The 26260-nt window shown below is 68.9% G+C and carries 29 protein-coding genes; 12 read left to right on the top strand and 17 right to left on the bottom strand.

The genetic code is table 11. The features are described 5' to 3' along the window. Window positions 1-123: 123 nt before the first annotated feature. A complete protein-coding gene (locus ACT6QK_RS10075) occupies window positions 124-840 on the bottom strand; it encodes a YggS family pyridoxal phosphate-dependent enzyme (protein ID WP_444597700.1) in 717 nt (238 codons plus the stop codon). Between ACT6QK_RS10075 and ACT6QK_RS10070 the strand changes: the two genes are divergently transcribed. Continuing rightward, on the top strand, window positions 839-1513 hold the full coding sequence (locus ACT6QK_RS10070; protein WP_444597695.1) for a thiamine phosphate synthase: 675 nt from the start codon (window positions 839-841) through the stop codon (window positions 1511-1513). The genes ACT6QK_RS10075 and ACT6QK_RS10070 overlap by 2 nt on opposite strands. Here ACT6QK_RS10070 and ACT6QK_RS10065 read toward each other — a convergent pair whose 3' ends face one another. Next, the gene (locus tag ACT6QK_RS10065) at window positions 1514-1918 is read right to left on the bottom strand and encodes an NtrZ family periplasmic regulatory protein (RefSeq protein WP_444597694.1); all 405 of its coding nucleotides are present in this window, start codon (window positions 1916-1918) and stop codon (window positions 1514-1516) included. A gap of 502 nt (window positions 1919-2420) precedes the next feature. On the opposite strand from ACT6QK_RS10065, the gene ACT6QK_RS10060 reads away from it, so the two are divergent. The 4 genes from ACT6QK_RS10060 (at window position 2421) to holA (ending at window position 7146) form a co-directional block, all read left to right on the top strand. Beyond that, the gene (locus ACT6QK_RS10060; protein WP_444597699.1) at window positions 2421-2813 is read left to right on the top strand and encodes a DUF3576 domain-containing protein; all 393 of its coding nucleotides are present in this window, start codon (window positions 2421-2423) and stop codon (window positions 2811-2813) included. A gap of 195 nt (window positions 2814-3008) precedes the next feature. Next, window positions 3009-5594 (top strand): leucine--tRNA ligase, encoded by a 2586-nt coding sequence (gene leuS / locus ACT6QK_RS10055; RefSeq protein WP_444597693.1) that lies wholly within the window; start codon window positions 3009-3011, stop codon window positions 5592-5594. Further along, a complete protein-coding gene (gene lptE / locus ACT6QK_RS10050; protein WP_444597692.1) occupies window positions 5594-6076 on the top strand; it encodes an LPS assembly lipoprotein LptE in 483 nt (160 codons plus the stop codon). Before leuS ends, lptE begins: the two co-directional genes overlap by 1 nt. 17 nt (window positions 6077-6093) lie before the next feature. Beyond that, window positions 6094-7146: a DNA polymerase III subunit delta gene (gene holA, locus ACT6QK_RS10045; RefSeq protein ID WP_444597691.1), complete on the top strand. Its 1053-nt coding sequence runs from the start codon at window positions 6094-6096 to the stop codon at window positions 7144-7146. A gap of 194 nt (window positions 7147-7340) precedes the next feature. Here holA and ACT6QK_RS10040 read toward each other — a convergent pair whose 3' ends face one another. From ACT6QK_RS10040 to hemE, 11 genes are all read right to left on the bottom strand, one after another. Beyond that, the gene (locus ACT6QK_RS10040) at window positions 7341-7523 is read right to left on the bottom strand and encodes a hypothetical protein (protein WP_444597690.1); all 183 of its coding nucleotides are present in this window, start codon (window positions 7521-7523) and stop codon (window positions 7341-7343) included. Window positions 7524-7549: 26 nt separating this feature from the next. Beyond that, window positions 7550-8437 (bottom strand): ParB/RepB/Spo0J family partition protein, encoded by an 888-nt coding sequence (locus ACT6QK_RS10035; RefSeq protein WP_444597689.1) that lies wholly within the window; start codon window positions 8435-8437, stop codon window positions 7550-7552. 37 nt (window positions 8438-8474) lie between these two features. Beyond that, a complete protein-coding gene (locus ACT6QK_RS10030; RefSeq protein ID WP_444597688.1) occupies window positions 8475-9320 on the bottom strand; it encodes a ParA family protein in 846 nt (281 codons plus the stop codon). Further along, the gene (gene rsmG, locus ACT6QK_RS10025) at window positions 9313-9924 is read right to left on the bottom strand and encodes a 16S rRNA (guanine(527)-N(7))-methyltransferase RsmG (RefSeq protein ID WP_444597687.1); all 612 of its coding nucleotides are present in this window, start codon (window positions 9922-9924) and stop codon (window positions 9313-9315) included. The genes ACT6QK_RS10030 and rsmG overlap by 8 nt, the downstream gene beginning before the upstream one ends. Beyond that, the gene (mnmG, locus tag ACT6QK_RS10020; RefSeq protein WP_444597698.1) at window positions 9924-11795 is read right to left on the bottom strand and encodes a tRNA uridine-5-carboxymethylaminomethyl(34) synthesis enzyme MnmG; all 1872 of its coding nucleotides are present in this window, start codon (window positions 11793-11795) and stop codon (window positions 9924-9926) included. The genes rsmG and mnmG overlap by 1 nt, the downstream gene beginning before the upstream one ends. A gap of 60 nt (window positions 11796-11855) precedes the next feature. After that, window positions 11856-13160: a tRNA uridine-5-carboxymethylaminomethyl(34) synthesis GTPase MnmE gene (mnmE, locus tag ACT6QK_RS10015; RefSeq protein WP_444597686.1), complete on the bottom strand. Its 1305-nt coding sequence runs from the start codon at window positions 13158-13160 to the stop codon at window positions 11856-11858. A 148-nt stretch (window positions 13161-13308) separates the two neighbouring features. Next, window positions 13309-13545 carry a DUF6489 family protein gene (locus ACT6QK_RS10010; protein ID WP_444597685.1) on the bottom strand — a complete coding sequence of 79 codons (237 nt, stop codon included), beginning with the start codon at window positions 13543-13545 and terminating at the stop codon, window positions 13309-13311. An 80-nt stretch (window positions 13546-13625) separates the two neighbouring features. Beyond that, window positions 13626-15044: a transcription termination factor Rho gene (gene rho, locus ACT6QK_RS10005; protein WP_444597684.1), complete on the bottom strand. Its 1419-nt coding sequence runs from the start codon at window positions 15042-15044 to the stop codon at window positions 13626-13628. 291 nt (window positions 15045-15335) lie between these two features. Continuing rightward, a complete protein-coding gene (locus ACT6QK_RS10000; RefSeq protein WP_444597683.1) occupies window positions 15336-15806 on the bottom strand; it encodes a CopD family protein in 471 nt (156 codons plus the stop codon). Further along, the gene (hemH, locus tag ACT6QK_RS09995; RefSeq protein ID WP_444597682.1) at window positions 15803-16909 is read right to left on the bottom strand and encodes a ferrochelatase; all 1107 of its coding nucleotides are present in this window, start codon (window positions 16907-16909) and stop codon (window positions 15803-15805) included. The genes ACT6QK_RS10000 and hemH overlap by 4 nt, the downstream gene beginning before the upstream one ends. Continuing rightward, entirely contained in the window at window positions 16906-17940 is a 1035-nt protein-coding gene (gene hemE, locus ACT6QK_RS09990; RefSeq protein WP_444597681.1) for a uroporphyrinogen decarboxylase, read from the bottom strand. Before hemE ends, hemH begins: the two co-directional genes overlap by 4 nt. Before the next feature lie 501 nt (window positions 17941-18441). Between hemE and ACT6QK_RS09985 the strand changes: the two genes are divergently transcribed. From ACT6QK_RS09985 to dnaQ, 5 genes are all read left to right on the top strand, one after another. Next, window positions 18442-19311, top strand: a complete 870-nt coding sequence (locus tag ACT6QK_RS09985; protein WP_444597680.1) for a pyruvate, water dikinase regulatory protein — start codon at window positions 18442-18444, stop codon at window positions 19309-19311. 8 nt (window positions 19312-19319) lie between these two features. Next, window positions 19320-19916 (top strand): Maf family protein, encoded by a 597-nt coding sequence (locus ACT6QK_RS09980; RefSeq protein ID WP_444597679.1) that lies wholly within the window; start codon window positions 19320-19322, stop codon window positions 19914-19916. Next, window positions 19913-20758, top strand: coding sequence for a shikimate dehydrogenase family protein (locus ACT6QK_RS09975; RefSeq protein ID WP_444597678.1), 846 nt, complete (start codon window positions 19913-19915; stop codon window positions 20756-20758). Before ACT6QK_RS09980 ends, ACT6QK_RS09975 begins: the two co-directional genes overlap by 4 nt. After that, a complete protein-coding gene (coaE, locus tag ACT6QK_RS09970; protein WP_444597677.1) occupies window positions 20755-21378 on the top strand; it encodes a dephospho-CoA kinase in 624 nt (207 codons plus the stop codon). The genes ACT6QK_RS09975 and coaE overlap by 4 nt, the downstream gene beginning before the upstream one ends. A gap of 78 nt (window positions 21379-21456) precedes the next feature. After that, entirely contained in the window at window positions 21457-22179 is a 723-nt protein-coding gene (gene dnaQ / locus ACT6QK_RS09965; RefSeq protein ID WP_444597676.1) for a DNA polymerase III subunit epsilon, read from the top strand. A gap of 15 nt (window positions 22180-22194) precedes the next feature. Here the strand turns inward: dnaQ and ACT6QK_RS09960 are convergent, their stop codons facing one another. Further along, complete coding sequence (locus ACT6QK_RS09960; RefSeq protein ID WP_444597675.1) at window positions 22195-22413, bottom strand: hypothetical protein; 219 nt, start codon at window positions 22411-22413, stop codon at window positions 22195-22197. A 616-nt stretch (window positions 22414-23029) separates the two neighbouring features. Then, complete coding sequence (secB, locus tag ACT6QK_RS09955; protein WP_444597674.1) at window positions 23030-23545, bottom strand: protein-export chaperone SecB; 516 nt, start codon at window positions 23543-23545, stop codon at window positions 23030-23032. A gap of 229 nt (window positions 23546-23774) precedes the next feature. Between secB and timA the strand changes: the two genes are divergently transcribed. Together timA and ACT6QK_RS09945 are read left to right on the top strand one after the other, a co-directional pair. Beyond that, window positions 23775-24395 carry a TIM44-related membrane protein TimA gene (gene timA / locus ACT6QK_RS09950; protein WP_444597697.1) on the top strand — a complete coding sequence of 207 codons (621 nt, stop codon included), beginning with the start codon at window positions 23775-23777 and terminating at the stop codon, window positions 24393-24395. Next, window positions 24395-25576 carry an MltA domain-containing protein gene (locus ACT6QK_RS09945; RefSeq protein ID WP_444597673.1) on the top strand — a complete coding sequence of 394 codons (1182 nt, stop codon included), beginning with the start codon at window positions 24395-24397 and terminating at the stop codon, window positions 25574-25576. Before timA ends, ACT6QK_RS09945 begins: the two co-directional genes overlap by 1 nt. Here ACT6QK_RS09945 and ACT6QK_RS09940 read toward each other — a convergent pair. Further along, on the bottom strand, window positions 25545-26123 hold the full coding sequence (locus ACT6QK_RS09940) for a GNAT family N-acetyltransferase (RefSeq protein WP_444597672.1): 579 nt from the start codon (window positions 26121-26123) through the stop codon (window positions 25545-25547). The genes ACT6QK_RS09945 and ACT6QK_RS09940 overlap by 32 nt on opposite strands. Continuing rightward, on the bottom strand, window positions 26120-26260 hold a 141-nt coding region (locus ACT6QK_RS09935), incomplete at its 5' end, for a helicase HerA-like domain-containing protein (RefSeq protein WP_444597696.1). The genes ACT6QK_RS09935 and ACT6QK_RS09940, both read right to left, overlap by 4 nt.

The raw sequence follows: 26260 nt of genomic DNA, 5'->3' as shown, positions 1-26260 counted from the left end.
GCCAGCGCCTCGCGCAGGTCGTCGTCGTCGTCGATGATCAGGAGGGTCTTGGGCGTGGGCATGTCTGTAACAATGGCGAGGCTTGGGCTCCACGCCAAGGGCGACGCGGAAAAACGAGCGCTTTCAAGCCCTCTGAACCCCCGGCGCGGCCGTCCGCTCCCCGAAAAGCGCTGATCCGACACGAACATGGGTGGCGCCGTGGCGAATCGCCGCCTCGAAATCCCCGCTCATCCCCATCGACAGGACCGGCAAGCCGTTGCGCTCGGCGATCCGGGCCAGAAGGGCGAAATGCGGATCAGGAGCCTCGGCCGCCGGAGGAATGGCCATCAACCCCTCGACCGTCAGGCCATAGTCGACGCGCGCCCGGGCGATCAGGGCGTCTGCGTCGTCCGGCAGGACGCCGGCCTTCTGCGGCTCGGCGCCGGTGTTGACCTGAACCAGCAGGCGCGGACTGTGCCCGACCTTCTGCACCGCCTCGGCCAGGGCCCGGGCCAGCTTGTCCCGGTCCAGGGTCTCGATGACGTCGAACAGGGCCACGGCGTCGGCGGCCTTGTTGGACTGGAGCGGGCCGATCAGGCGCAGTTCCAGCCCCGACCCGGCCGGATCGCGCGGGATCCATCGACCCTGCCCTTCCTGCACACGGTTTTCACCGAACACCCGCTGCCCCGTCGCCAGAGCGGCGTCGATGGCCTCGGGCGGCTGGGTCTTGGTCACCGCCGTCAGGACCACCGAAGCTGGATCGCGCCCGGCGGCCCGGGCGGCGGCGACGATGCGCGCCCGCACGGCCTCGAACCGCGCGGCGATGGACGCCGGCCCCGAACCGGAGGATGAGGAAACCATGTCGGTCACGGACGCCAGCCTGGATGTGCTTTCGGACGAGGGGCGGGCGCTGTGGACCGCCGCCCTCGCTCTAGCCCGCGCAGCCGCCCCTGTCAGCCCGGAGGGGCGCCCGGTCGCCCTTCCGCCCCTGCTGTTCTTCACTGACCCGATCCGCATGCCCGAGCCCTGGACTACCGCCGCACGCCTTCCGGCCGGATCGGCCGTCGTCTATCGCCATTTCGGGACCGCCGGGGCCGAGGCGACCGCGCGGCGGTTGCGGGAGGTCACCACGCATCGCGGCGTCCGGCTGTTGATCGGGCTGGACGCCGATCTGGCCGGGGCGGTGGGCGCCGACGGGGTGCATCTGCCAGAACGGGCGCGGAATCGGGCCAGCGACCTTCGTCAGACCTGCCCTGACTGGCTGATCACCACCGCCGCGCACCCTGACGGAGATCTGGACGCCGCAACGTCCGGGATCGACGCCCTGGTCCTGTCCCCGATCTTCCCGACGAACAGCCCCTCTCCGCCCCGTTCGGCCCTGGGCGTCGAAGGCCTGGCCGAGGCGGTGCGGCGGTCCACACTGCCGGTCTATGCCCTCGGCGGGATCGACGTCACCAATGTCGGGGCGCTGGCCGGAACCGGGGCATGCGGGATCGCGGGCGTCGAAGCCTTCAACCGCGCCTTCGGCGTCTGATCAGAACTTGAAGATGGATTCCAGCCGGATGCGCGGCTGTGCGCGGCGATCCGTCTCCGGCGCGCGCGCCGGATCCTGTTCGGGCGCGGCCAGTCCGGCCGAGGCGCCCACGCGCAGGCGCGGGCTGACGCTGTAATAGGCGCCGGCCTGGACGTCGCCGAGCTGGGCTTCGCGGCCCACCGGCTCGTTCATGTTGAAGTCCAGACCCCAACGGCCGCTGTCCATCCAGCGCAGCAGGCCGCGGCGTTGCGGCGCCGGCCGGGCGCGTTGGGCGTTCTGGGCCTCGGCGAGGGAAACAGCGGGCGCGCGCGTTCTCGCACCGGTCTGCGACTGGGCCGAGGCATGACCTGCCGTGGAGAGCAGAACCGCCCCCGCCAGACCGATGATCACAAGACCAGCACGCATTTCCAACCCTTGGTTTCCAGGCGAACCCGGAAAGACTCGTCTCGGCGATTCCGCAGGACTTCGCCGAGGAACCGGCGTTTTCGCCGTGAACGTCGCGATTAGACACCTCGCTTGGTCCCGGTCAACGCAACACCGACCAAAGACCGTTGTTCCATGGACTATGGCCGGAGTCTGTGGCGCTGGCGTCACGGGATTAGGGTGAAGCCGTGTTGGCGGATTTCAGTCCGGTGACCGTCCCGTGTCGCTTGTGGCCCTGCCTGCCTTGTCATCGCCCCTTTTCACCGTGTTATAGAGCGGCCCATCGGCGTCGCCTTGCGGACCCAGTCCGGAACCGTCGCGCGGGCCTTCAGGCTTCGGACCTGACGATCCGATATTTCGACCGCGACCGCCCCTTGATATGGAGATTCCCCTGATGGCCCCCAAGACTGCGATGGTCGCCACGCCCGTGACCCGCGCCGCGACAGCGCGCGTCGGCGCCGCCGCCGCCATCGTGACCGGCCTGATGCTGTCGGCCTGCGGCGGCCTGCCCTTCATGAACCGGGACAAGGCCCCGACGCCATCCACGACCCAGACCATCGGCGTCAACGGCTTTCTGTGGCGCGCCAGCCTGGACACCATGGGCTTCATGCCCCTGCTGACGGCCGACCCGTTCGGCGGCGTGATCAACTACGACTGGTACACCGACACCCAGGCCCCGAACGAGCGGTTCAAGGCGACGGTCTTCATCCTTGACACCCGCCTGCGCGCCGACGCGCTCAACGTGACGGTGACGAAGGAGATCAAGGGCGCCGACGGCGCCTGGGCCCCCGCCCCGGTCGCCGCCCAGACCGAGACCGATCTGGAGAACGCCATCCTGACCAAGGCGCGCCAGCTCAACCTCGCCCACGCGAACTGAGCGCGCTGCGCTCAGTCGTCTTTTTGGGGCGCTAACGCTCGCCGCGCCCCCGGGACCGATCTTCGATCGGCCCGAGGGTAAACTCAGGCTCGCTGTCTGAGCGCGAGGGTTAAGGTCTGATTTCCTTGGGCGTCCGCGTCCTTCGGGCTATGTGAGGCGCGAGGGCAGGACGTCCTCCATGCTTCCAGGACTCCCGTGGCCCGTTACGACCCCAAGACCGCCGAACCCCGCCAGCAGAAGCGCTGGGCCGATGCGAACGCCTTCGTCACGAAGGACACCGGGCGACCGAAATACTATGTCCTTGAAATGTTTCCCTATCCGTCGGGGAACATCCACATGGGGCACGCCCGCAACTATGTGATGGGCGACGTGGTCGCGCGCCACAAGCGGGCGCAGGGCTTTGATGTTCTGCATCCCATGGGCTGGGACGCCTTCGGCATGCCCGCCGAGAACGCCGCCATGGAGCGCGGCATCCACCCCAAGGGCTGGACCTACGACAATATCGCCAACATGCGCGAGCAGCTGAAGCTGCTGGGCCTGTCGCTGGACTGGTCGCGCGAGTTCGCCACCTGCGACCCGGAATACTACGGCAGGCAGCAGGCCTGGTTCCTGGAGCTCTATCGACGCGGGCTGGTCTATCGCAAGGATGCGGTGGTCAACTGGGATCCGGTCGACAACACCGTCCTGGCCAATGAACAGGTGATCGACGGCAAGGGCTGGCGCTCGGGCGCACCGGTCGAGAAGCGCAAGCTGAACCAGTGGTTCCTGCGCATCACCGACTATGCCGACGACCTGATCGACGGGCTGAAGACCTTGGACCGCTGGCCCGAGAAGGTCCGGCTGATGCAGGAAAACTGGATCGGCAAGTCCAGGGGCGCGACCCTGTGGTGGGAGATCGTCGACGCCCCGGCCTTCCTGCCCGCTTCGCCCAAGGGAGAGCCCAATCACGCCCGTGATCCGATCGAGGTCTATACGACCCGGCCCGACACCCTGTTCGGGGCCAGCTTCATCGCCCTGGCTCCCGACCACCCCCTGACCAAGGCCATCGCCGAACACCGGCCGGACGTCGCCGACTTCGTCAAGGCCTGCGCCCAGACGGGCACCAGTGAAGCCGACATCGAAAAGGCCGAGAAGCTAGGCGTCGATCTCGGCGTCCGGGTCCGTCACCCGTTCGACCCGGACAAGACCCTGCCCGTCTGGGCGGCCAATTTCGTGCTGTCGACCTATGGATCGGGCGCCATCTTCGGCTGTCCGGCCCACGACCAGCGCGACCTGGACTTCGCCCGCAAATACGACCTGCCGGTCATCCCCGTGGTCAAGCCCGACGACACCGAGACCGTCGAGATCGGGACCGAGGCCTACACGGGGCCGGGCCGCGCCTTCAACTCGGGCTTCCTGGACGGCATGGACGTCGAAGCCGCCAAGGCCGCCGCCATCGGCAGGGTGGAGGCCGAGGGCCAGGGCAAGGGCGCCACCATCTATCGCCTGCGTGACTGGGGCGTTTCGCGCCAGCGCTATTGGGGTTGCCCGATCCCGGTGATCCACTGCGACGCCTGCGGCGTGGTCGAGGTTCCGGCCGCTCAGCTGCCGGTCGTCCTGCCCGAGGACGTGACCTTCGACACGCCCGGCAACCCCCTGGCGCGGCATCCGACCTGGAAACACGTCCAATGCCCGTCCTGCGGCGCCGAGGCGACGCGCGAGACCGACACGCTCGACACCTTCGTCGATTCCAGCTGGTACTTCGCCCGCTTCACCGATCCGACGGCGGCCGAGCCGATCAACGCCGCCGCCGCCGACCGCTGGCTGGCGGTGGACCAGTATATCGGGGGGGTCGAGCACGCGGTGCTGCATCTGCTCTACGCCCGCTTCATCACCCGCGCCCTGTCGGACGCCGGCATGCTGTCGGTCAAGGAGCCGTTCGCGGGCCTGTTCACCCAGGGCATGGTGGTCCACGAGACCTACAGGACCGAGGCCGGCGCCTGGGTCGAGCCCACCGATGTCGATCTGACCAACGCGGCGGGCGCTCGCTCCGCCCGTCGTCTGTCGACGGGCGAGCCCCTGATCATCGGCGACATCGAGAAGATGTCGAAGTCCAAGAAGAACGTCGTCGCGCCGCAGGAAATCCTGGATTCGCACGGCGTCGACGCCGGCCGCCTGTTCGTCCTCAGCGACAGCCCGCCCGAGCGCGACGTTCAGTGGACCCCCGGAGGGGTCGAGGGCGCCAGCCGCTTCGTCCAGCGCGTCTGGGCCGAGTTCGACGGCTTCGACGCCTCGGCCGCAGGCGATCCGGCCGCCGACGCCGCCCTGATCCGCGAGACGCACAAGGCCATCAAGGCCGTGTCGGAGGGGGTCGAGGGCTTCCGCTTCAACTCCGCCATCGCCAAGCTCTACGCCTTCCTGGCCACCGTCCGGGATGCGAAGACCGCGAGCGGCGAGGCCCGACGTCAGGCCCTCTCGGCCCTGGCCCGCCTGATCGCCCCCTTCACCCCCCACGTCGCCGAGGAGGGATGGTCGCGTCTCGGAGAGACCGGCATGGTTCTGGACGCGCCCTGGCCCGTCTACGACCCCGCTCTGGCCGCCGATGACGAAGTGGTCCTGCCCATCCAGATAAACGGCAAGCGGCGCGGCGAAATTTCTATGCCGCGCGGCGCCGACGCCAAGGTCGTGGAGGCGGAGGCCCTCGCCAGCGAGGCGTTTCATGCCTACCTTGCGGCCAATGGCCAGACCGTCCGCAAGGTGAAAGACGAGCCCGATCGTATCGTCAAACTGGTCGCCGGCTGATGCGGCGGGCCGTCGTCTTCGCGTCCGTGATCGCCGGGATCGCCCTCTCGGCCTGCGGCTTCACGCCCCTGTATGGCGACGGCGGCGCGGGCGCATCCCTGACGCGCATCGCCGTGTCGGCCCAGGACGACCGGCTCGGCTATCGGCTGCGTGAACAGCTCGAGGACGCCCTGGCCTTCAACCGGTCTGCGACGCCCCTCTATCGCCTGACCACCGAGGTGCAGCAGAGCCGCCGCCCCTTGGGTCGGCGCATCGACGACACCGCCACACGCTACGAGCTGACGGTGAAGGCGGCCTGGACCCTGACCCCGACGTCCGGGGGGGCGCCCCTGACCGGGACCGAGACGGTCACCACCACCTATGGCTCGGCCGACCAGCCCTACGCCGCCATCGCCGCCCAGCAGGACGGCGAGGACCGGGCCGCCGCCGAGCTGGCGCGCCTGATCCGTCTGGACCTCCTCCAGGCCCTGGCCGGGCGCTAGCCCATGGCGGCTTGCGCGTGATCCTCGCCAAACGCCCCGAGATCGACCGCTTCCTGGCGCGGCCCGACGCCGCCGTGCGCGCCGTGGTCATTCACGGCAAGGACCGGTCCGGCGTGGCCGAACGGTCCGAGATCCTGTGCAAGGCCATCACGCCGGACCTGAACGATCCCTTCAACGTCACCCTGCTGACCGACAGCGACATCGACGGCGACGAGGCGCGGCTGGAGGAGGCCCTGACCGCCCTGTCCATGATCGGCGGGCGACGTCTGGTTCGGGTGCGGCTGGGATCGGACAAGGCCTCGGTCGACAAGGCTGTGGCGGCCGCGCTCAAGACCCATGCCGACGACGGCTTTAACCCCGACGCCATGCTGGTCATCGAGGCCGGAGCCCTCGGCCGCGACTCGGCCCTGAGGAAGGCCGCCGAGAGCCACAAGGCCGCCGTCGGCATCGCCTGTTACGAGGACGAGGTCGGCGACGTCGCCCGGATGACGCGCGAAGCCCTGTCGGCCGAGAAGGTGTCGCTGAGCGCCGACGCCCTGGACCGTTTCGTCAGCCGCCTGCCCCGCGGACGCGGCCTGATGCGGCAGGAGATCGAGCGGCTGATCCTCTACATCGGCCCGGGATCGGGTCGGCAACTGGATGTGGACCAGTTGGAGGCCCACCTCGGGGTCGAGCCCGACGCCTCGCTTCAGGACGCGGCGCTTCAGGCCTTCGGCGGCAAGCCCGCCCCGGCGCAGGCGGGCCTGAGACGCGCTCTGGCCGAGGGCGAATCCGCCGTCCTGGCTGTACGTCAGGCCTCGATCCACCTCGGAAAACTGCGCCGAATCAATATCTTGCAGAACGCGGGAGCGGGTGCCAAGGAGGCGGCCAAGGCCGCGGGCGTCTTCTGGAAGCAGGAGGCCGAGATGCTGCGTCAGGCCCGGGCCTGGCGGCTGGATGATCTCGATCGGGTTCTGGACAGCGTCAACACCGCCGACCTGGCTACGCGCACCACCGGCATGCCCGAAGCCCTGATCGCCGAACGCCTGTTGCTGGAGATTTCCGCACGGGCGCGAAGGCTTGGGCTCTGACCACTTCCCGTCTCCCCTTGCGGGAGAAGGTGGCGGGCGAAGCCCGACGGATGAGGGGTTATGCTGACGGCGAAGATCTGCGTCAGCCAAACTCACTTAGAACGCCGCCATGACCCCTCACCCGACCGCGCCAGAACGACGGCTTACGCCGCCGTGCGCGATCTCCCTCTCCCACAAGGGGAGAGGGCCAGGCATCAGCCCCGCTTCGACGCCTTGCGGAAGGCGGGCTTGGCCATGGCCGTGCTGCGGGCCGCGGCGACCTTTTCAGGATGCTGCCCGGGCTTGAAGGCGGCCTTGCCCGCTCCGGCCGACCCCGCCTTCTTGGCGGCGAGGACGCGTTTCAGGGCTTCGGCGGCGGTTTCAGGTTGGTCGGTCATGCGCGCACCCTAGCACGGCTGCGGCGTCAGGCCCGCATCAGCCGACGGCAAAGATCGTCGAGTTGCTCGAGCGACTTGTAGGTGAGGGTCAGTTCCCCCTTCCCGCCCCGGTCGCTCAGGGCGACCTTCAGTCCGAGCGCATCGGCCAGATCCTGTTCGAGTGCCGCCGTATCGGCCGAGCCGCCGGACGCCCCCTTCGACGCCGAACCGGTTGGTTTGACCGGCTCCTGCGACTTGCGGGCCAGGGCCTCGGTCTGACGCACGTTCAGGCCCTCGGACACCACGGTCTCGGCCAGGGCCTCGGGATCGCGGGCCGTGATCAGGGCGCGGGCGTGGCCGGCAGACATCCGGCCTTCGGTCACATGGGCCAGCACCGAGGCCGGCAGCTGCAGCAGACGCAGGGTGTTGGCCACATGGCTGCGGCTCTTGCCGACGACACCGGCCAGGGCGTCCTGGGTCCGACCGAACCGCTCCATCAAGAGGGCGTAGGCATTGGCCTCTTCCACCGGGTTCAGATCGGCGCGCTGGACGTTCTCGATGATGGCGACTTCCAGCACCTCCACATCGTCCATGTCGCGGACGATGATCGGCACCTCCTTGAGGCGCGCCCCCTGCGACGCGCGCCAGCGGCGTTCGCCGGCGATGATCTGCCAGACACCCGGTTCGCCGGGCTGGGCGCGGACGAGAATGGGTTGCAGCACCCCCTTGTCGCGGATCGAGGCGGTCAGTTCTTCCAGATCCGCCGGGGTAAAGATCTTGCGCGGCTGATCCGGGTTGGGCTTCAGGGTCTCGATCGGCGCCATCTGGACGCCGGTCGGCAAGGCCCCGCCCGCCACCGGCACGGCCTCGGCGGCGTTCTCGCCCATCAGGGCCGACAGGCCACGGCCCAGTCCTCTTTGTCGATCAGCAGCCATGGTATCCTAACCCTTGAACTCTCTCGGACGGCGGCGTTCAGGCCGCCGCCATCTCGGCGCGCTTCTGGCGTTCGCGGCCGACCACTTCGCGCGCCAGACGAAGATAGGCCTGGCTGCCGGTGCATTTCAGATCATAGATCAGGACTGGCTTGCCGAAGGACGGCGCCTCGGACACCCGCACATTGCGAGGGATTACAGCCTCATAGACCTTGTCGCCGAAATGGCCGCGCACATCGGCGGCGACCTGGCCCGACAGGGCGTTGCGGCGATCGTACATGGTCAGGACCAGGCCCTGGATCTCCAGAGCCGGATTGAGGCTGTGCCGGACCATCTCGATGGTCTTCATCAACTGCGTCAGCCCCTCCAGGGCGAAGAACTCGCATTGCAAAGGCACCAGAACCCCGTCGGCCGCCGCCATGGCGTTCAGCGTGAGCAGGTTCAGGGACGGCGGGCAGTCGATCAGAACATAGTCATACCGCGTATGACCGCTTTCGCCCTGTTTCTGCAGGGCGTCGCGCAGGCGATAGGACCGGCGGTCAGCCTGGCTCAGCTCAATCTCCACCCCGGACATGTCCGCGTCGGCCGGGATGATGTCGAGGCCCGGCACATTGGTCTGGACGGCGGCGTCATGGATGGACCGGCCGTCGACGACCACGTCATAGATGGTGATCCGGCGTGTTTCACGTGGAACACCCAGACCGGTGGAGGCATTGCCCTGGGGGTCCATATCGACGATCAGAACGCGCTCGCCGATGGCGGCCAGGGCCGTCCCGAGGTTGATGGCGGTCGTGGTCTTGCCCACCCCGCCCTTCTGGTTGGACACGGCGAGAACCCGCGTTGGGCGGGAGGCGGCAGTCGGGGTCTTGTCCGGGCGGTCAGCCACGTCGCAGGCTCCTGACAGAAAGGATACGGCCGCGCGGGTCGCTGCGCGAGACGGAGAGGTCGCTCTGCACATGCCAGACCTTGCGGGCCTCGATCAACTCGGCCTCGGCCTTCTCTCCCTTGAGAAACAGACCTTGTGCACCGCGGGCGAAATAGGGCTGTGCATAACCCAGCAACTTCTCCAGCGGCGCCACCGCGCGGGCGGTGACGACGTCGACCCTGATCGTCTGCGCCTCCGCCCGGCCGTTGATCACCGTGGCCGGAAGCGACAGGTCGTCGACCAGATATTGCAGGAAGCGGCAACGTTTCCCCAGACTGTCGATCAGCCAGACATGGGCGTCCGGCCGGCCCTTCAGCAGGATCGCCAGCACCACCCCGGGAAAGCCCGCCCCCGCGCCGAGGTCGGCCCAGGTCCGGGCGTCCGGCGCGAGTTCCAGAAGTTGGGCCGAATCCCAGGCGTGGCGGTTCCAGAAGTCGGGGATGGTGTCCGGCCCGACCAGGTTCATGACTTCATTGGCCTCGGTCAGGTGATCGAGAAAGGCCCGCAACTCGGCCATACGTTCGGGCGCGGCGCCGGTCAGGCGCTGGAACTCGTCCGGCGTCATCAGGCGCAGACCGGCTGCTTTTTCACGTGGGACAGCAGGGCCGTCAGGGCGCCCGGGGTCATGCCTTCGATCCGCCCGGCCTGACCCAGTGTGCGGGGCTGGACCATCGACAGCTTCTCACGGACTTCGTTCGACAGACCGCCGATGGCCGCATAGTCGAGGTCGGTCGGCAGGGCGAGCGCTTCCTCCCGCCGCAAGGCCTCGGCGTCCGAAGCCTGGCGATCCAGATAGCCGGCGTAACCCGCATCGATCTCGACCTGCTGGCGGACCTGTTCGGGCCACGCGACGATCTCCGGATGGGCCGCCTCGAAGGCTTTCAGGTCGACGCCGGGGAAGGCCAGCAGGTCGCGGATCGACCGGCGCACCCCGTCGGCGTTGACGGCCAACCCCAGGGCATTGGCCTCCTTCGGCGTATAGCGGGTGTCGCGCACCAGCTTCAGGGCTCGATCCAGAACCGCCGCCTTGGCCTCAAAGGCGGCGCGGCGTGCGGGCGAGACGATCCCCGCCGCGATGCCGACGGGGGTCAGGCGCAGGTCGGCGTTGTCGGCCCTCAGGGTCAGCCGGTATTCGGCCCGGCTGGTGAACATCCGATAGGGCTCGGTCACCCCCTTGGTCACGAGGTCGTCGATCATGACGCCGATATAGGCCTGGTCGCGCCCGAGGATGATCGGGTCCGATCCGGCGGCGGCGCGGGCGGCGTTCAGCCCGGCGATCAGCCCTTGCGCCCCTGCCTCCTCGTAGCCGGTCGTGCCGTTGATCTGGCCGGCCAGATAGAGGCCCGGCCGCTTCTTGACCTCCAGCGCCGGGGTCAGTTCGCGCGGATCGACATAGTCGTATTCGATCGCATAACCGAAGCGGAACACCTCCACCGCCTCCAAACCCGGCATGGTCCGCAGGAAGGCCAGTTGGGTCGCGTCCGACACCGAGGTCGAGATGCCGTTGGGATAGACCGTCGGATCATCCAGACCCTCAGGCTCGAGAAAGACCTGATGCGAGGTCTTGTCGGCGAACCGCACCACCTTGTCCTCGATCGAGGGGCAGTAACGCGGGCCGCGCCCGGACAGATGCCCGCCATAGACGGCGCTTTCGCCCAGGTTCTGGGCGATGATGCGGTGGGTCTCTTCGGTCGTGTGGGTAATGCCGCAGGCGATCTGGGGCACGTCAATCCGGTCGGTCAGGAAGCTGAAGGGGACCGGCCTCTCATCGGCCTGCTGCATCTCCAGCCGGTCCCAGGCGATGGTGCGACCATCCAGCCGCGCCGGAGTGCCGGTCTTGAGCCGGCCCATCATCAGGTCGGCGGCATGGAGGTCAGCCGCCAGACCCGTGGACGGCGCCTCGCCATGACGTCCGGCGGGGATGCGTTCGTCGCCCTTGTGGATCACGCCGTTGAGGAAGGTGCCGGTCGTCAGCACCACGGCCCCGGCCCGCACAGCCTGCCCGGCTCCGGTTTCGACCCCGACAACGCGATCGCCGTCGAGGATCAACCGCTCGGCCGTGCCGGCCATCAGGGTCAGGTTGGAATAGTCAGCCAGTTCGGCCTGCATGGCCTCGCGATACAGGCGACGGTCGATCTGGCTGCGCGGCCCCTGGACTGCGGCGCCCTTGGACCGGTTCAACAGGCGGAACTGGATGCCGGAGACATCCCCGAGCCGACCCATGAGCCCGTCCAGGGCGTCGATCTCGCGCACCAGATGGCCCTTGCCCAGACCGCCGATGGCCGGGTTGCAAGACATCTCGCCAATGGTCTCGAGCTTCTGGGTCAGAAGGACCGTCCGGGCGCCGGCGCGCGCGGAGGCCGCCGCCGCCTCGCATCCCGCGTGGCCGCCGCCGATGACAATGACATCAAAACTCAAGCCGCTCATGCCGGCCATATAGTCCAAACAGGGCCGAAGCGCCACGCGGGCGCGGTCGGCTGATTTCACGTGAAACGTCTACTTGCCGATGCAGAAGGTGGAGAAGACCTCGCCCAGGACATCCTCGACCCCGATGGCGCCGGTGACCCGGGCCAGGGCGTCGGCGGCGCGGCGCAGGTCGTCCCCCGCCATCTCCGGCGCGACCTCCAGGGCCCGCCTTCCCGCCTCGACCGCCGCCCGGGCCTCGACCAGACGACGGCGGTGCCGTTCGCGCGTCACAGCCGGGAAGTCGCCGCCCGACAGATCCCGCGCCAGCCGGGCCGCAATCCAATCGTGGAGATCGCCGAGGCCCGGTCCTGTCGTGGTGCTCACAGACAGGGCCCCGGCCGCCGAGCCCGTGGTGTCTTCCCCCAGGTCGGCCTTGGTCAGGACGATCAGATCATCGGGTCGCGCGAAGTCAGCGGCGGCCCCCTCCGGGTCGCCGGGCGCCCGCACCCAGAGCCGCAGATCAGCGGCCTCGGCTCGCGCCCGCGCCCGCCGGACGCCCTCGGCCTCGATGGGATCCTCGCTTTCGCGAAGCCCCGCCGTATCCGACAAAGTCACCGCGTAGCCCCCGATCACCAGTTCGGCGTCCAGCACGTCGCGCGTGGTTCCCGCGATAGGCGTGACGATGGCCGCTTCACGTGAAACAAGGGCGTTGAATAGAGACGATTTCCCCGCATTGGTCTCCCCGATCAGGACGATGCGATAGCCATCCCGAACCCGCCGGCCCCGGTCGGCGTCGGCGAGGGCGGCGTCCATATCGCCCATCAGGCCGTCCAGAACCGGCCCGGCGGTGCGCGCCAGATTGTCGGGAATCTCCTCGTCGGGAAAATCGATCTCGGCCTCGACCAGAGCCAGGGCCCTGAGCAGGTCGCGCCGAAATCCTTCATAGGTTCTGGACAGGGCGCCGCCCAGCTGGCCGAGAGCCTGACCCGCCTGTGCGGTGGTTTCCGCGTCGATCAGATCGGCGACGGCCTCGGCCTGGGCCAGGTCCATGCGCCCGTTCTCGAAGGCGCGCCGGGTGAACTCTCCCGGTTCAGCGGGGGCCAGACCGAGCGACAGCAAGGCCTCCGACACCGCCTCGACCACCGCCCGGCCGCCATGCAGATGCAACTCGGCGCAGTCTTCACCGGTGTAGGAGTGGGGCGCAGGGAAGCTGAGCACCAGGGCTTCGTCGAGAACGATCTCGTTCCACGTGAGACGACGCAACGACGCCATGCGCGGTTTCAGCCTGTGCGCGCCCAAGGCCTCAAGCGCGTCCGGCGTGGCGGGGCCTGAAAGGCGCAGGATCGCGATGGCCCCGCGGCCGGGCGGGGTGGCGAGGGCGAAGATGGTGGTCACGTCTCCTCCCTGTCGCGTAGCGATGGGAAGGTGGCGCGGCGCGCTTCCGCCGTGACGGAGGGGTTCTCCCCTCGAAGGAAGAAACGGCTGGACGAACCCCTCCACCGCTCCGCGGTCCCCCTCCCCATTTCATAGGGAGGACATTCCGTCACGGCTTGGTCGTCGTCACGGCCGCTTCCATCAGGCGGCGGAAGTGGTCCTGGGCGGACAGACCGAAGCTGGTCCAGGACTTCATCAGTTCCTCGGGCTGCATGGCCGAGACATTGGCGTCCATGCGCTTCTTCATTTCTTCGACAAGATGGTCGTTCAGCCCAGTCACGTCCGGGAGGCCGAGGAAGGCGCGGGCCTCCGCAGGCGTGCACTCGATCTCGATGTTCATCTTCATGGCTGCGGCGCCTCCGTTCGAAATTCCGTGGTCTTACCGGGGTTTCACGTGAAACAGCTCGGTATGACCCGGTTCGCCGATCAGGTGTTCATGGACTGGAAGAAGTCGGAGTTGTTCTTGGACTGGCGCAGCTTGTCGAGAAGGAACTCGATGGCGTCCTGCGGACCCATGGGGTTCAGGATACGGCGCAGGACATAGGTCTTGGTCAGCTGATCCTTCGGCGTGATCAGCTCTTCCTTGCGGGTGCCGGACTTCAGCACGTCGATGGCCGGGAAGATGCGCTTGTCGGCGACCTTGCGGTCCAGCACGATTTCCGAGTTGCCGGTGCCCTTGAACTCTTCGAAGATCACCTCGTCCATACGGCTGCCCGTGTCGATCAGGGCCGTGGCGATGATGGTCAGGCTGCCACCCTGTTCCACGTTCCGCGCGGCGCCGAAGAAGCGCTTGGGCCGCTGCAGGGCGTTGGCGTCCACACCCCCGGTCAGAACCTTGCCCGACGAGGGCACGGTGGCGTTGTAGGCGCGGCCCAGGCGGGTGACCGAGTCCAGCAGGATGACGACGTCGCGCTTGTGCTCGACCAGACGCTTGGCCTTCTCGATCACCATCTCTGCGACGGCGACGTGGCGGCTGGCCGGCTCGTCGAAGGTCGAGGCCACGACCTCGCCCTTCACGGTGCGCTGCATGTCGGTGACTTCCTCGGGGCGCTCGTCGATCAAGAGGACAATCAGGAAGACCTCGGGGTGGTTCTTCTCGATCGACTTGGCGATGTTTTGCAACATGACCGTCTTGCCGACGCGCGGCGGGGCGACGATCAGGCAGCGCTGGCCCTTGCCCAGTGGGGCGACGATGTCGATGACCCGGCCCGACCGGTCCTTCTGGGTCGGATCCTGGATTTCCATGTGCAGCCGCTCCTCGGGATAGAGGGGCGTCAGGTTGTCGAACAGGACCTTGGTCGAGGCCGTTTCCGGGTCCTCGAAATTGATGGTGTCGACCTTGAGCAGGGCGAAGTAGCGCTCGCCCTCGCGCGGGCCGCGCACGGCCCCGTGGACCGTATCGCCGTTGCGCAGACCGAAGCGGCGGATCTGCGAGGGCGAGACATAGATATCGTCCGGACCCGGAAGATAGTTGGCGTCGGGGCTGCGCAGGAAGCCGAAACCGTCGGACAGGATCTCGAGCACGCCCTGGGCGATGATCTCGACCTCTTCGTCGGCCAGGGCCTTGAGGATGGCGAAAAGCAGGTCCTGCTTGCGCAGATTGCCGGCGTTCTCGATCTCGAGCTGTTCGGCGAAGGCGACCAGATCGGCCGGCGTCTTGTCGTTCAGCTCCTGCAGGGTGATGCGGCCGGAGGGGACGACGGCCTCGCCCTCCTCTTCGCCTTCGGCTTCCTGATCGACCATGGGCAGGTCGGCGGCCGAGATTTCGCGGCGATCCGCCTCGGCGGCGTCGACCACGATTTCGGTTTCAGCTTCGGTTTCGGGGGCGTCAGTGGTGTCGGTCATGGGATTCGATCAGCGTCATCGCCGCCGAACAGGGGGTCGGGCGGTCGGGAAAATCTGGAATGTCGGTCCTGGAGGACCAGAGGGAGGGCGATGGACCTGCGGGTCGAACCGGCGGGGATCGCGAGAGAGAGGGACCGCCCGAAGCATCGGGACGGTTCGCGCGCAGCGAAACCACGAAACCCCCGGTCAGGTCAAGCGGCGCTGCTTTCGGCCGTCACGCCGCCGACTAACCATTCCGGGCTCAAGCCGCGAGCATCCGCGTTGCGAGCGGTAGCCCGGCGCCGCGGCGCTCTAGGAGAAGGCCCATTCCGTGGTGGCGGACAGAACGATGACGATGGCGATGACGAAGGGAATCTCATTGGTCATGCGCCAGAACCGGCTCGAGTATTTCGACGTCCCGGCGGCGATCCGCTTTCTCTGCCCGGCCAGGAAGCCATGCCAGCCGAACAGCAGCAGGATCCCGATCAGCTTGGCGATCATCCACGGCTGATGGGCGAAGGACCAGTCGGCGCCCCCGCCGCTCCGCAGCCAGAACAGCCAGGCGCCGAAGACCAGGGCCAGGGTCATGGCCGGATTGATGATGATCCTCAGCAGTCGCGCCTGCCACAGGCGTAGCAAGGACTGCATCTCGGACTTTAGGGGCTCCGGCTTGCCGTTCTGTTCGGCATCATAGGCGTAGAGGCGCGGCAGGAAGAGCATCCCCGCCATCCAGGCGATCACCGCCAGAATGTGCAGGCCTCGGGCCAGATCATACCAGTTCATGCCGCCGCCCTTTCAGGATTGAGATGGGGACAGGCCCCCCAGGCGCGTCCACAGCCCGGACCGTCCGGCGCCGTTCCGGTCCGCCCGAGCGCCTTGACCGTGGCCTCAGCCAGTCCCTCGATGAAGGCGGCGTCCACACCGACCGCCGGAGCCCTCAGATAGGGCGAGACGCCCGCCGCGTGGGCCAGTTCTGCGTATTCGATGTCCAGCTCGACCAGGGTCTCGATATGTTCGGAGACGAAGGCGATCGGAGTGATGACGACCCCCACCCCGTCATCGGCGGCCGTTTGTATCGCCTCGGGCGTCGACGGCCCCAGCCATTTCAGCGGCCCGACCCGGCTCTGGTAGCAGAGGGCGTGGTCGACCCGGACGCCGCCCGCCGCCAGCCGCGCCATGACGGCCGCGACCGTCGCCTCGACCTGTTCCTGATAGGGATCCCCCTTCTGGGCGATGAGCTTTTCCGGAATGCCGTGGGCCGAGAACAGCAGCCGCACCGGCGCGTCCCCCGCCTCGGCCAGCTTCGACCGGATGGCGGCGACCTGGGCCTCGATCCAGCCTTCTGCGGCGGGATAGCAACAGATCGTCCGGCTGACCCCCGGCCCGCGATAGGCCTCCGCCCACGCCTTGAGCGACGACTGGGTCGTGGTGGTCGAGAACTGCGGATAGAGGGGCAGAAGCACCAGATCGTCCGGGGCGAAGGCCGCCACATCGGCCGCTGTCCGGTCCGTCATCGGCGACCAGTAGCGCATGGCGATGAAGACGCGGATGTCGTCGCCCGGCAGCGCGGCCGCCACCCGTTCTCGCAGGGCCTCCGCCTGTTTGCGCGTCTCGGGCAGCAGGGGCGAACCGCCGCCATGGTCCATCATCGCATAGTTGGCCTGGGCCGAGGCCTCGCGACGGCTGGAGATCAGCCGCGCCAGCCAGCCCCGGAAAGGCGCCGGGAGGCCGATGATGGCCGGGTCGTTGAACAGGTTGAACAGGAAGGGCTTCACCGACGCGGCGTCATCCGGCCCGCCCAGATTGAACAGCACGACCGCAACCCGGCGACCGCCGGGCCGGGCGCCTGCATGGGCGTTCGACGCGGGTGCGACGACGGCCGTCACTGCGCGCCGATCCTCTTAAGCACCTGTTCGACATGGGCGATCGGCACATCCGGCAGGATGCCGTGGCCCAGGTTGAAGATCCACAGACCGTCTCCCCAGGCCTCCATCAGTTGATCCACACGCGCATCCAGCGCCTTGCCGCCGGCGCGCAGCAGCAGGGGATCGAGCGCGCCCTGGATCGGCTTGATGGTCTGGACCTCGCGACCCGTCGCCAGCGGACAGGCGGTGTCGAGGGCCACGGCCTGGACATCGACCTCGGTCGCGTACCGGGCGGCGTGGACGGCCGAGCCGCGTGGGAAGCCGATCAGGGGGACGGTGACGCCCAGTTCCCGCGTCCGGGCCACCAGGGCCTTGTGCGGATTGAGAACCAGCCGCTCAAACAGGTCGTCGGGCAGACCCTCGGCCCAGCTCTCGAAGATCTTGAGCACCTGGGCGCCCGCGTCGGCCTGCATTTTCAGATACCGGGCCGTCGCCTCGACCAGAACGGCCAGAAGCCCATCCACCGTATCGGGGTCCGAATAGGCGTAGGATCGGGCCGAGGCCCGCTCGCCCTTGCCGATGGTGTTTTTGCCGCCGTCCAGCATATAGGTCGCCACCGTCCAGGGCGCGCCCGCGAAGCCGATCAGGGCGCGTTCAGGCTCAAGCTGGGCACGGACGAGCGACAGGGTCTGGCCGATCTGGTGCAGATGCTCGCCGGCACCCTCGGCCAGTTCCGACATCCGCCCGACCGGCGGCATGTCGCCGAGCCGCGGCCCTTCCCCGGTCTCGAACCAGACGTCCTGTCCCAGGGCCCGGGGGATCAACAGGATGTCGGCGAAGACGATGGCCGCGTCGAAGCCGAACCGACGCATGGGCTGGAGCGTCGCCTCAGCCGCCATCTCGGGGTTCAGGCAGAAGGCGATGAAGTCCGAGGCCTCGGACCGCAGAGCCCGATACTCCGGCAGATACCGGCCGGCCTGGCGCATGAACCAGACCGGGGGCCGCGCCGTCGTTCGGCCGGCGAGCGCATCGAGAAGCAGGGGCGTCGTCATCGCCTGCCTCTACGTCCCCCCGCACTTTCCCTCAAGCCCGGGCCCCTTCCTTCTCCTGATCAAAAGGAATTTGAGAAATGGAGGAAAGCAGAAGGGTCGTGGACGACGGGGACGGATCGGTCGCGGCGCCGTGAACGAAACGAGACTTTCAACGGAGGTCGGTCGGGTGTCACACACCGGGAAAGCGCCTGTAGAAACCGGGGACAAATCTTAACCAATCCTTAACGCCCGGGGCTTTGCGGGCGGGGTCCGGCGGGGATGACCCTTGATGTCGTTAAGGTTTCATTAAGACTTTCCCCAGCCGAAGCCGGGGAGCGGGACCGGGTGGGGATGACCGGAGCCTGACTTCGCGGACGGCGCCCGGTCATCCCCGCTCGCCCCCGCCGACCCTGGCCGCTATAGACATCGGCGCCCTGGTGCAGGGCCTGAAGTCCCGCCTCGCCCCCACGTCCGTCCACAGGAATCCATCGATGAGTCCGCTGTCATGAAGGCCGGTTTCCGATGAGCCCGGCGCGCCCCGCCGGCGCCTCGCGACTGGCCACCTATTTCCACGTCCACCTGGTGTCGGATTCGACCGGCGAGACCCTGAACGCCATGGCCAAGGCGGTGACGGCCCGGTTCGACGGGGTCATCCCCATCGAGCACATCTACGCCCTCGTGCGGTCGGACAAGCAGATGGAGCGGGTCCTGGCCGAGGTGGCCACGGCGCCGGGGGTGGTGCTGCACACTCTGGTGGACCGGGAGTTGCGCGCCCAGCTCGAGGAGGGGTGTCGCAAACTGGACATGCCGCATATCGGGGCGCTGGATCCTCTGGTCGGGGCCCTGTCCCGCTATCTGGGGGCGGCGCTGTCGACGCGGGTCGGGGCCCAGCACGCCCTCGACCACGACTATTTCAACCGGATGAGCGCGCTCGATTTCGCCATGGCCCACGACGACGGCCAGGGCACGGCCGAACAGTTGGAGGGCGCCGATGTCGTCCTGTGCGGGGTGTCGCGCACCTCCAAGACCCCGACCTGCATCTATCTGGCCCATCGCGGCATCAGGGCGGCCAATGTGCCCCTGGTGCCCGGTCAGGAGGACGGCGAACGGCTGGTCGGGTTGAAGAATCCCCTCGTCGTCGGCCTGACGGTCTCTCCCGACCGGCTGGTCCAGATCCGCCGCAACCGGCTGGACGGGCTGAATGCGGCCCATACCTCCGACTATGTCGATCATGACCGAGTGCGCGAGGAGACGGTCAAGGCGCGCCGGGCCTTCGAGCGGCGTGGCTGGCCGACGATCGACGTCACGCGGCGGTCGGTCGAGGAAACGGCGGCGGCGATCACCAACCTGCTGAGCGAACGCCGCACCCACCGGATCGGATCGACCTGGTGAGCGGCGCCATGAACGATGAACGCCTGATCCTCGCCTCGCGAAGCGCCGCGCGCCGGGCCATGCTGACGGATGCTGGCGTCGCCTTTGCCGTCGAGGACGCCGGGGTGGATGAGGACGCGATCAAGGTCGCGATGGCCGGCGCCGTGCCGACGGATCTGGCCGTAGAACTGGCCGCCGCCAAGGCCCTGGCCGTATCGCGACATGCCCCTGACGCCTGGGTCCTGGGCGCTGACCAGACCCTGAGCTTCGACGGAGGTCTGGTGTCGAAGGCGAAGTCGCTGAAGGAGGCCCGCGAGCGGCTTCGGCAGATGCGCGGTCGGGTTCATCACCTGCATTCGGGCGCGGCCCTGGCCCATGACGGGGCGGTGGTCTGGTCTGGGGTGGACAGCGTGGCCATGCGGATGCGGGATTTCTCCGATGCGTTTCTGGACGCCTATCTGGCGGCCGAGGGCGAGGCCCTGCTGTCCTGCGTCGGCGCCTACCGGCTGGAGGGTATGGGGTCGCAGCTGTTCGAGGCGGTCGAGGGCGACTATTTCACGGTTCTGGGTCTGCCCCTGTGGCCGGTGCTGGCGGAGCTGCGGCGGGCCGGAGTGATCGCGACATGAGTTCATCTTCCCTCTCCGGGCGCATCACCGGCGCGGTGAAGGTCGGGGCCATCGTCGGTCGGCCGGTCGCCCATTCCCTGAGCCCGGTCATCCACAACGCCTGGATCGAAGCGGCGGGGATGGACGCCGCCTATGTCGCCTTTTCCCCGGCCGATGAGGCCGCGTTCGAGACCCTGGTCGCCGGCGGCCGGGCCGGGTTCGTGCGCGGGCTGAACGTCACCGCCCCGTTCAAGGAACAGGCCTTCGCCCTAGCCGACACGACCAGCGAGACGGCGCGGATCTCTTCCTCGTCCAACCTCCTGACCTTCCGGGACGGCCGGGTTCATGCCGACAGCACCGACGGCCTGGGCCTGCTGGGCGCCCTTGAGGAACAGGCCCCGGCCCTGTCGCTGAACGGCGCCGTCGTGGCGATGCTCGGCGCGGGCGGCGCCGCCCGGGCCGCCGCCGCCGCTCTGGTCGGGGCTGGAGCGACGGTTCGGGTCGTCAACCGGACCCTGGAGCGGGCCGAGGCCCTGGCGGCGGATCTCGGCGCCGGTGTCGAGGCCTGGTCGACGGGCCCTGCGGCGCTCGAAGGCGCGGCCCTGATCGTCAATGCGCTGAGCGTCCAGCCGGACATCGACCTGGGCCGTCTCGATCCGGCGACGGTGGTGATGGACATGACGTATCGGCCGCTGGTGACGCCTTTCCTTAGGGCGGCCCGGGCCCGGGGTCTGACGACCGTGGACGGCCTGGCCATGCTGATCGGCCAGGCGGGACCGTCGTTCGCGGCCATTTTCGACCGGCCGCCGCCGGACTTCGATGTGCGACCGGTCTGCCTGAAGGTGCTCGGAGAGGCCGGATGATCGTCCTTGGCCTGACCGGCTCGATCGGCATGGGCAAGTCGACGACGGCCCAGATGTTCGCCGAGGCGGGCGCCGTGATCTGGAATGCGGATCAGGCCGTGCATGGCCTCTACGCCGTGGGCGGGGCGGCGGTCGGGCCGATCGGCGAGGCCTTTCCGGGCGTGGTCGTGGACGGGGCCGTGGACCGGGGCCGGCTGGCCGAGGCCCTGGGTCGCGACGAGACGGCCTTCCGTCGGCTGGAGACCATCGTCCATCCGCTGGTGGCGGCGGGGCGAGTTGATGATCTGGCCGCGGCCCGCCGTCGCGGGGTGAAGCTGGCGGTGCTGGACATTCCCCTGTTGTTCGAGACCGGCGGCGACCGGGCCGTAGATGCGGTGGTGGTGGTGACCGCCGATCCGGAGGTTCAGGCGGCTCGGGTTCTGGCCCGGCCGGGCATGACGCGGGAGCGGTTCGAGGCCATCCTGGCCCGCCAGACGCCGGACGCCGAGAAACGCCGCCGCGCCGACTTCGTGATCGACACCGGCCGGGGGCTGGAGGCGGCCCGGGTCGAGGTCGGCCGGATCGTCCACACCGTCCTGTCGCCCGACTGGGTTCCAAGCGAATACCGGCGCGAAATCTGAGCCGAGTTGGACGATGTCCAACTCAACCGATTTCGCTAGCCCCTTCCGCAGGCCGGCGAAGCGCCCCATTAAGGGGGCATGGCGCGCGAGATCGTTCTGGACACCGAGACCACCGGCTTCGACCCCAAGACGGGCGACCGGCTGATCGAGGTCGGCTGTATCGAGATCGAGGACCTGTTGCCGACGGGGCGGACCTTCCACCGGTTCGTCAATCCCGAGCGCTCCATTCCGGCCGACGCCATCCGGGTTCACGGCATCACCGACGACAAGGTCAGGGACGCGCCCAAGTTCGCCGAGATCGTGCCCGATCTGATGGCTTTCATCGGCGACGCCCCCCTGATCGCCCACAATGCCAACTTCGACCGCAACTTCGTCGATTTCGAGCTGGATCGTTGCGGTCATCCGATCACCGGCGAGGCGCGCTGGATCGATACGCTGAAGCTGGCCCAGACGCGGTTTCCGGGCATGGCGAACTCGCTGGACGCCCTGTGCAAGCGGTTCAAGGTCTCGCTGGTCGAACGCACCCTGCACGGCGCCCTGATCGACGCCCGGCTGCTGGCCGAGGTCTATCTGGAGTTGCGCGGCGGCAAGGAGCGGGTCCTAGACCTGTCCAGCCGGCGCGAGACGGCGCCCTCGGCCTTCGGGGCGACGGCCAGCGGCGGTCGCCCGCCCCGCCCGGTCCCCCTCGCCCCCCGATCGACGCCCGAGGAGCGGGAGCGGCATGTCGCCTTCCTGACCGCGACGCTCAAGGACCGGTCGCTGTGGGCGGCTTACGGGCTTGAGACCGGGGCCGCCGGTTAGGACCGGGCCACGCGCTCATCCCGGCCAGGGCTCGTCTTCGCCTGCATCGGTTTCCGGCGGACTGAGACCGCCGCAGTCGGGACAGCGGATCCAGCCCTCGTCGATCATCTCGGCGTTCATGACCTCCAGCCGGGCCAGAATCCGTGCACGAAGGGTCTCGACCTCCGCCGCCTCCTGCGGCGTGAGGGGGATGACCGGTCGGTTGCGTCGGGCTCTGGGCTTGGCTCGGCTCATGGCGGCGTCAGGCCTTGGGAGTGGGGTTTCGGGCAGGCGGAAGCGCCGTCCGCAGATGCGACGGTGAATGGGAGGCGGGCGGAGCGCCGGGACTTCGCCCGGAGAAAAAGAGAAATACCGTTTCGGCGAAGGCCGACTATCGGGCGAAATCTGAGACCCGATCCGAGGATCGCGCCCGATTTCACCTGAAGCTCCGCACGAAGGGTTCGACGCAGCGCCCGGTCGGCGCGGCTGTTCGCCGCTAGCCGGTTGAAGCCGCGCCACGGGCGGACCGATCCTTGCGAGACCGACCCGGAACCGGCGGGTGTCCAGACCGCCGCATGTCCCGCGCCTTCGTCCCCGCCGCCGCAGACTCGCAAGGCCTTGCGCGCCTCCCGGTGCGACGGGACAGGAGGAGTGTAAGGCGGTTGTGAACCGAGGCGGGTTCAGGCGGGCGAGTTTAACGCAGGCCGTTGAATTCGCGCGCGTCTGTCGGCTGAGCCATGCGGGTTCGGGAGATTATCCCGACGGGGCGAAGGGTTCGCCACAACGGTCGGCGGCCGTGTCGCCCCCTCCTGGCGCCTGACGGCGCCGGTCCTCCCCATCGCCCTTCGGCGATGGGGAGGTGAGGTTGGGCCTACGCCTGGCCGGGTTGGGCGTCGGCGTTGGCGGCGGCCTGCTGCTGGCGGGCCAGGTAGATGCCGGTGAAGTCGATCGGGTCGATCATGAAGGGCGGGTAGAAGCCGCCGTCCGCCGTGGCGCGCGAAATGATCTCGCGAGCGTAGGGGAAGAGGTAGCGCGGGCATTCGATCAGCAGCAGGGGCTCGATGTCCTGGGGCTGGACATTGGTCAGCTGGAACAGGCCGCCGTAGACCAGTTCGACATGGAAGACCGAGACCTGGTCGGTCGTGGCCTTGACCGAGAGGCGCAGCTCGACCTCGAACAGACCGTCCGGGCGACCCTGGGCGGCCAGTTCGACGTTCATGTCGATGGCCGGCTTGCCGTCGATGCGCAGGCTTTCCGGCGCCTTGGGGTTCTCGAAGGACAAATCCTTGACGTACTGGGCCAGTATGCGGAATCCGCCGGGCGCGTCCTGCGGCAGGACGCCCTCGTTGGCGTTATTGGCGTCGGCGGGAGGGGTTGCGTCGGTCATGGGCGTTCGGGCCGTATCTGAAAAAGGGAGCGCCCGGCGCCGCCTGGCCCCGGGTCGAAGGCGCGGCGACTAGCACGACCCGCGCCCCTGCGGCAACGGCGTCAGCCCCCGGAGGGTGCGCCGCGCCTTGCCTCAGCCCATATCAGTCCCTAATCCTCGCCTCGGACGCGCCGTGTCCGACGCTCGCTCCCCCGCTCCAGCCGCCGCCACCCAGGACATCGCCTTGTCGATCCCGATTCATTTCCAGATCATCTTCTTCGCCGCCGTGGCGGCCGTGGTGCTGTTCCAGCTCTACAACGTCCTGGGCAAGCGGGTCGGCCGTCAGCCGCAGGAGGACGCCCGCGCGGTCCCGCCGCCGGTGGACGGCGCCCCGCAACGCCCGGCCCTGGACGCCGGAACCCTGGCGGCCGTCGCCTCGCTGAAGGCCCGCGACCCGGCCTTCGATCCGGCCAAGTTCCTGGACGGGGCGCGTCAGGCCTATGAGACCATCGTGCGCGGCTACGCCTCGGGCGACCGGGCGGCGCTGAAGCCCCTGCTGGCTCCCCATGTCATGGCCTCGTTCGAGACCGGCATCGCCGCCCGCGAGACCCGGGCCGAGACGGAACAGGTGGAGTTCCTGCATCCGCCCCGCGCCGATCTGGAAAGCGCCACGGCCGAGGGCGACCGGGCCGTGGCCAAGGTCCGTTTCCTGGCCGAGATCCGCAGCCGCATCCTGAGCGCGGACGGGGTCGAGACCGGCGAGCCCCGTATCGAGGAGCGTCGCACGGCCGAGAACTGGACGTTCGAGCGGGTGCTCGGCGCCGCCGATCCCAACTGGGTCCTGGCCCGGGTCGAGCCCGCGACCGCCTGATGTTCGTTCGTAAAGGCCGGACGGGCGGCCTGCTGATCGGGGCGGGTCTGCTGCTGGCCGCCTGCGTCACGTCGCGTCCGGTCCCGAATGTTCCGCCGTCCGGTCCGGCCGTCCCGGCCGCTCCGGCGCCGACCGAAATTCCCTATACGCCCCGGCCCGGAGCCGAGCCCGCCGACAGTCCCGCCCGCCTGGCCGGCTGGGCCGCCGAAGACCATGTGGCGGCCTTCGAGGCCTGGCTGGCCGGATGCGGCGTGGCCAGGGACGCCGCCGCCCGGACTCAGTGCGATCGTGCGCGCCTGTTGCAGCAGACCTCGCGCCCGGTGACCCCCGCCCTGGCCAGAAGTTTCTTCGAGACCGGCTTCACCGTGGTTCCCGCCCGGACGGCGGACGGTCGCCCCGGGCTGATGACCGCCTATTTCGCGCCCGAGTATCCGGCGCGACGGACGCCCGACGCCGAGTTCGACATGCCGGTTCTGCCGAAGCCGCGCGATCTGGAACGGCGGGGGACGACGGTGGTGCAGCGCCGGGCTGACGGAACGACCGGCCCCTATGCCGAGCGCGCGGCCATCGAGGCCCAGGCGGTTTCGCGGCCGGAAACCTATGGCCCCCTGGCCTGGATGCGGGCCGAGGACCTGTTCTTTCTGCAGATCCAAGGCTCCGGCTATCTGACCTTCCCTGACGGTCACGCCGCCCGCGTCGCCTATGCCGCCGACAACGGCCGGCCCTTCGTCGGCATCGCCCGGCCCATGGCCGAGCGCGGCCTGCTGCCCGCCAACGGGACCTCGGGCGACGCCATCCGCGCCTGGCTGGCCGCCCATCGCGGCGCCGAGGCCCGAGCCGTGATGGCCCTGAATCCGCGCTACATCTTCTTCGCTCTCGACCCCGACGACGGCGGCCATCCGGCCGGGGCGGCGGGCGTGCCCCTGCCCCCGCGCCGGGCCATCGCGGTGGACCCCTCGCACTGGACCTATGGCGATCTGGTCTGGGTGGACGCCGACGCCGGAAACCTGCCCGGCGGGCATAATCAATATCGCGGGCTGGTCGTGGCGCTCGATACGGGCTCGGCCATCCGGGGTCCGGTGCGGGCCGACTTCTACATGGGTCGTGGGGACGCGGCCGGCGCCGAGGCGGGCTCTGTCCGGCACCCGCTCAGGATGTGGCGGCTGGTTCCGAAGGGCTGATCCGCGCCTCAAAGTCGCATCGCCCGATCCGGTAGACCACATGCTCCATCCGGCGACCGTCGATGACGGCGACGTCGCGGCGGTCCGTCAGTTCGGCGCCGATCCGTTCCAGAGCCGTGCGCGAGCGGTGGTTCTCCGCCCCGACCCTGAAGATGGCGGCGTCGAAGACGGCGAAGGCGTGGGCCAGCATCAGGCGCTTGAGTTCGGGGTTGCGGCCGCCGCCCCAAAAGGCCCGCGCCAGGAAGGTCCAGCCCATCTCGATTTCGCCCGGCCCGGCCCTGCGGGTCGAATAGCGGGACGAGCCGATGACGGCGCCGGTCGCCGGATCCTCGACCACCAGTCCGCCGCCCTCGGCCAGGGCCTCGTCGAAGAAGGCGTCGAACACCTCGGGCTTCCAGCGGTCGTGGGCTGGATGCTGTTCCCAGATCAGAGGATCGGACGCGACGGCGAACAGGGCCTGTCGGTCATCGGGCGTCAGGGGCCGCAGGCGGACCCGTTCGCCCACCAGGGTCGGCGCGGGATCGAAAGCGGCGGGGAAGACGCTCACCGCCGTTTCAGTCCGCCCAGGATGCCGCGAAGGAGCTCGCGGGTGATAGTGGTGCCGGCGGTGCGCAGGACAGACTTGGTCAGGGCCTCGACCGGGGTCTGGCGCGTGGACCGGCGGGCGGCGGGGGCCCGGGGCGC

It is taken from the genome of Brevundimonas sp., from assembly GCF_052436175.1.
Classification (GTDB): domain Bacteria; phylum Pseudomonadota; class Alphaproteobacteria; order Caulobacterales; family Caulobacteraceae; genus Brevundimonas.
This window is presented reverse-complemented; position numbering and strand designations above follow the sequence as displayed.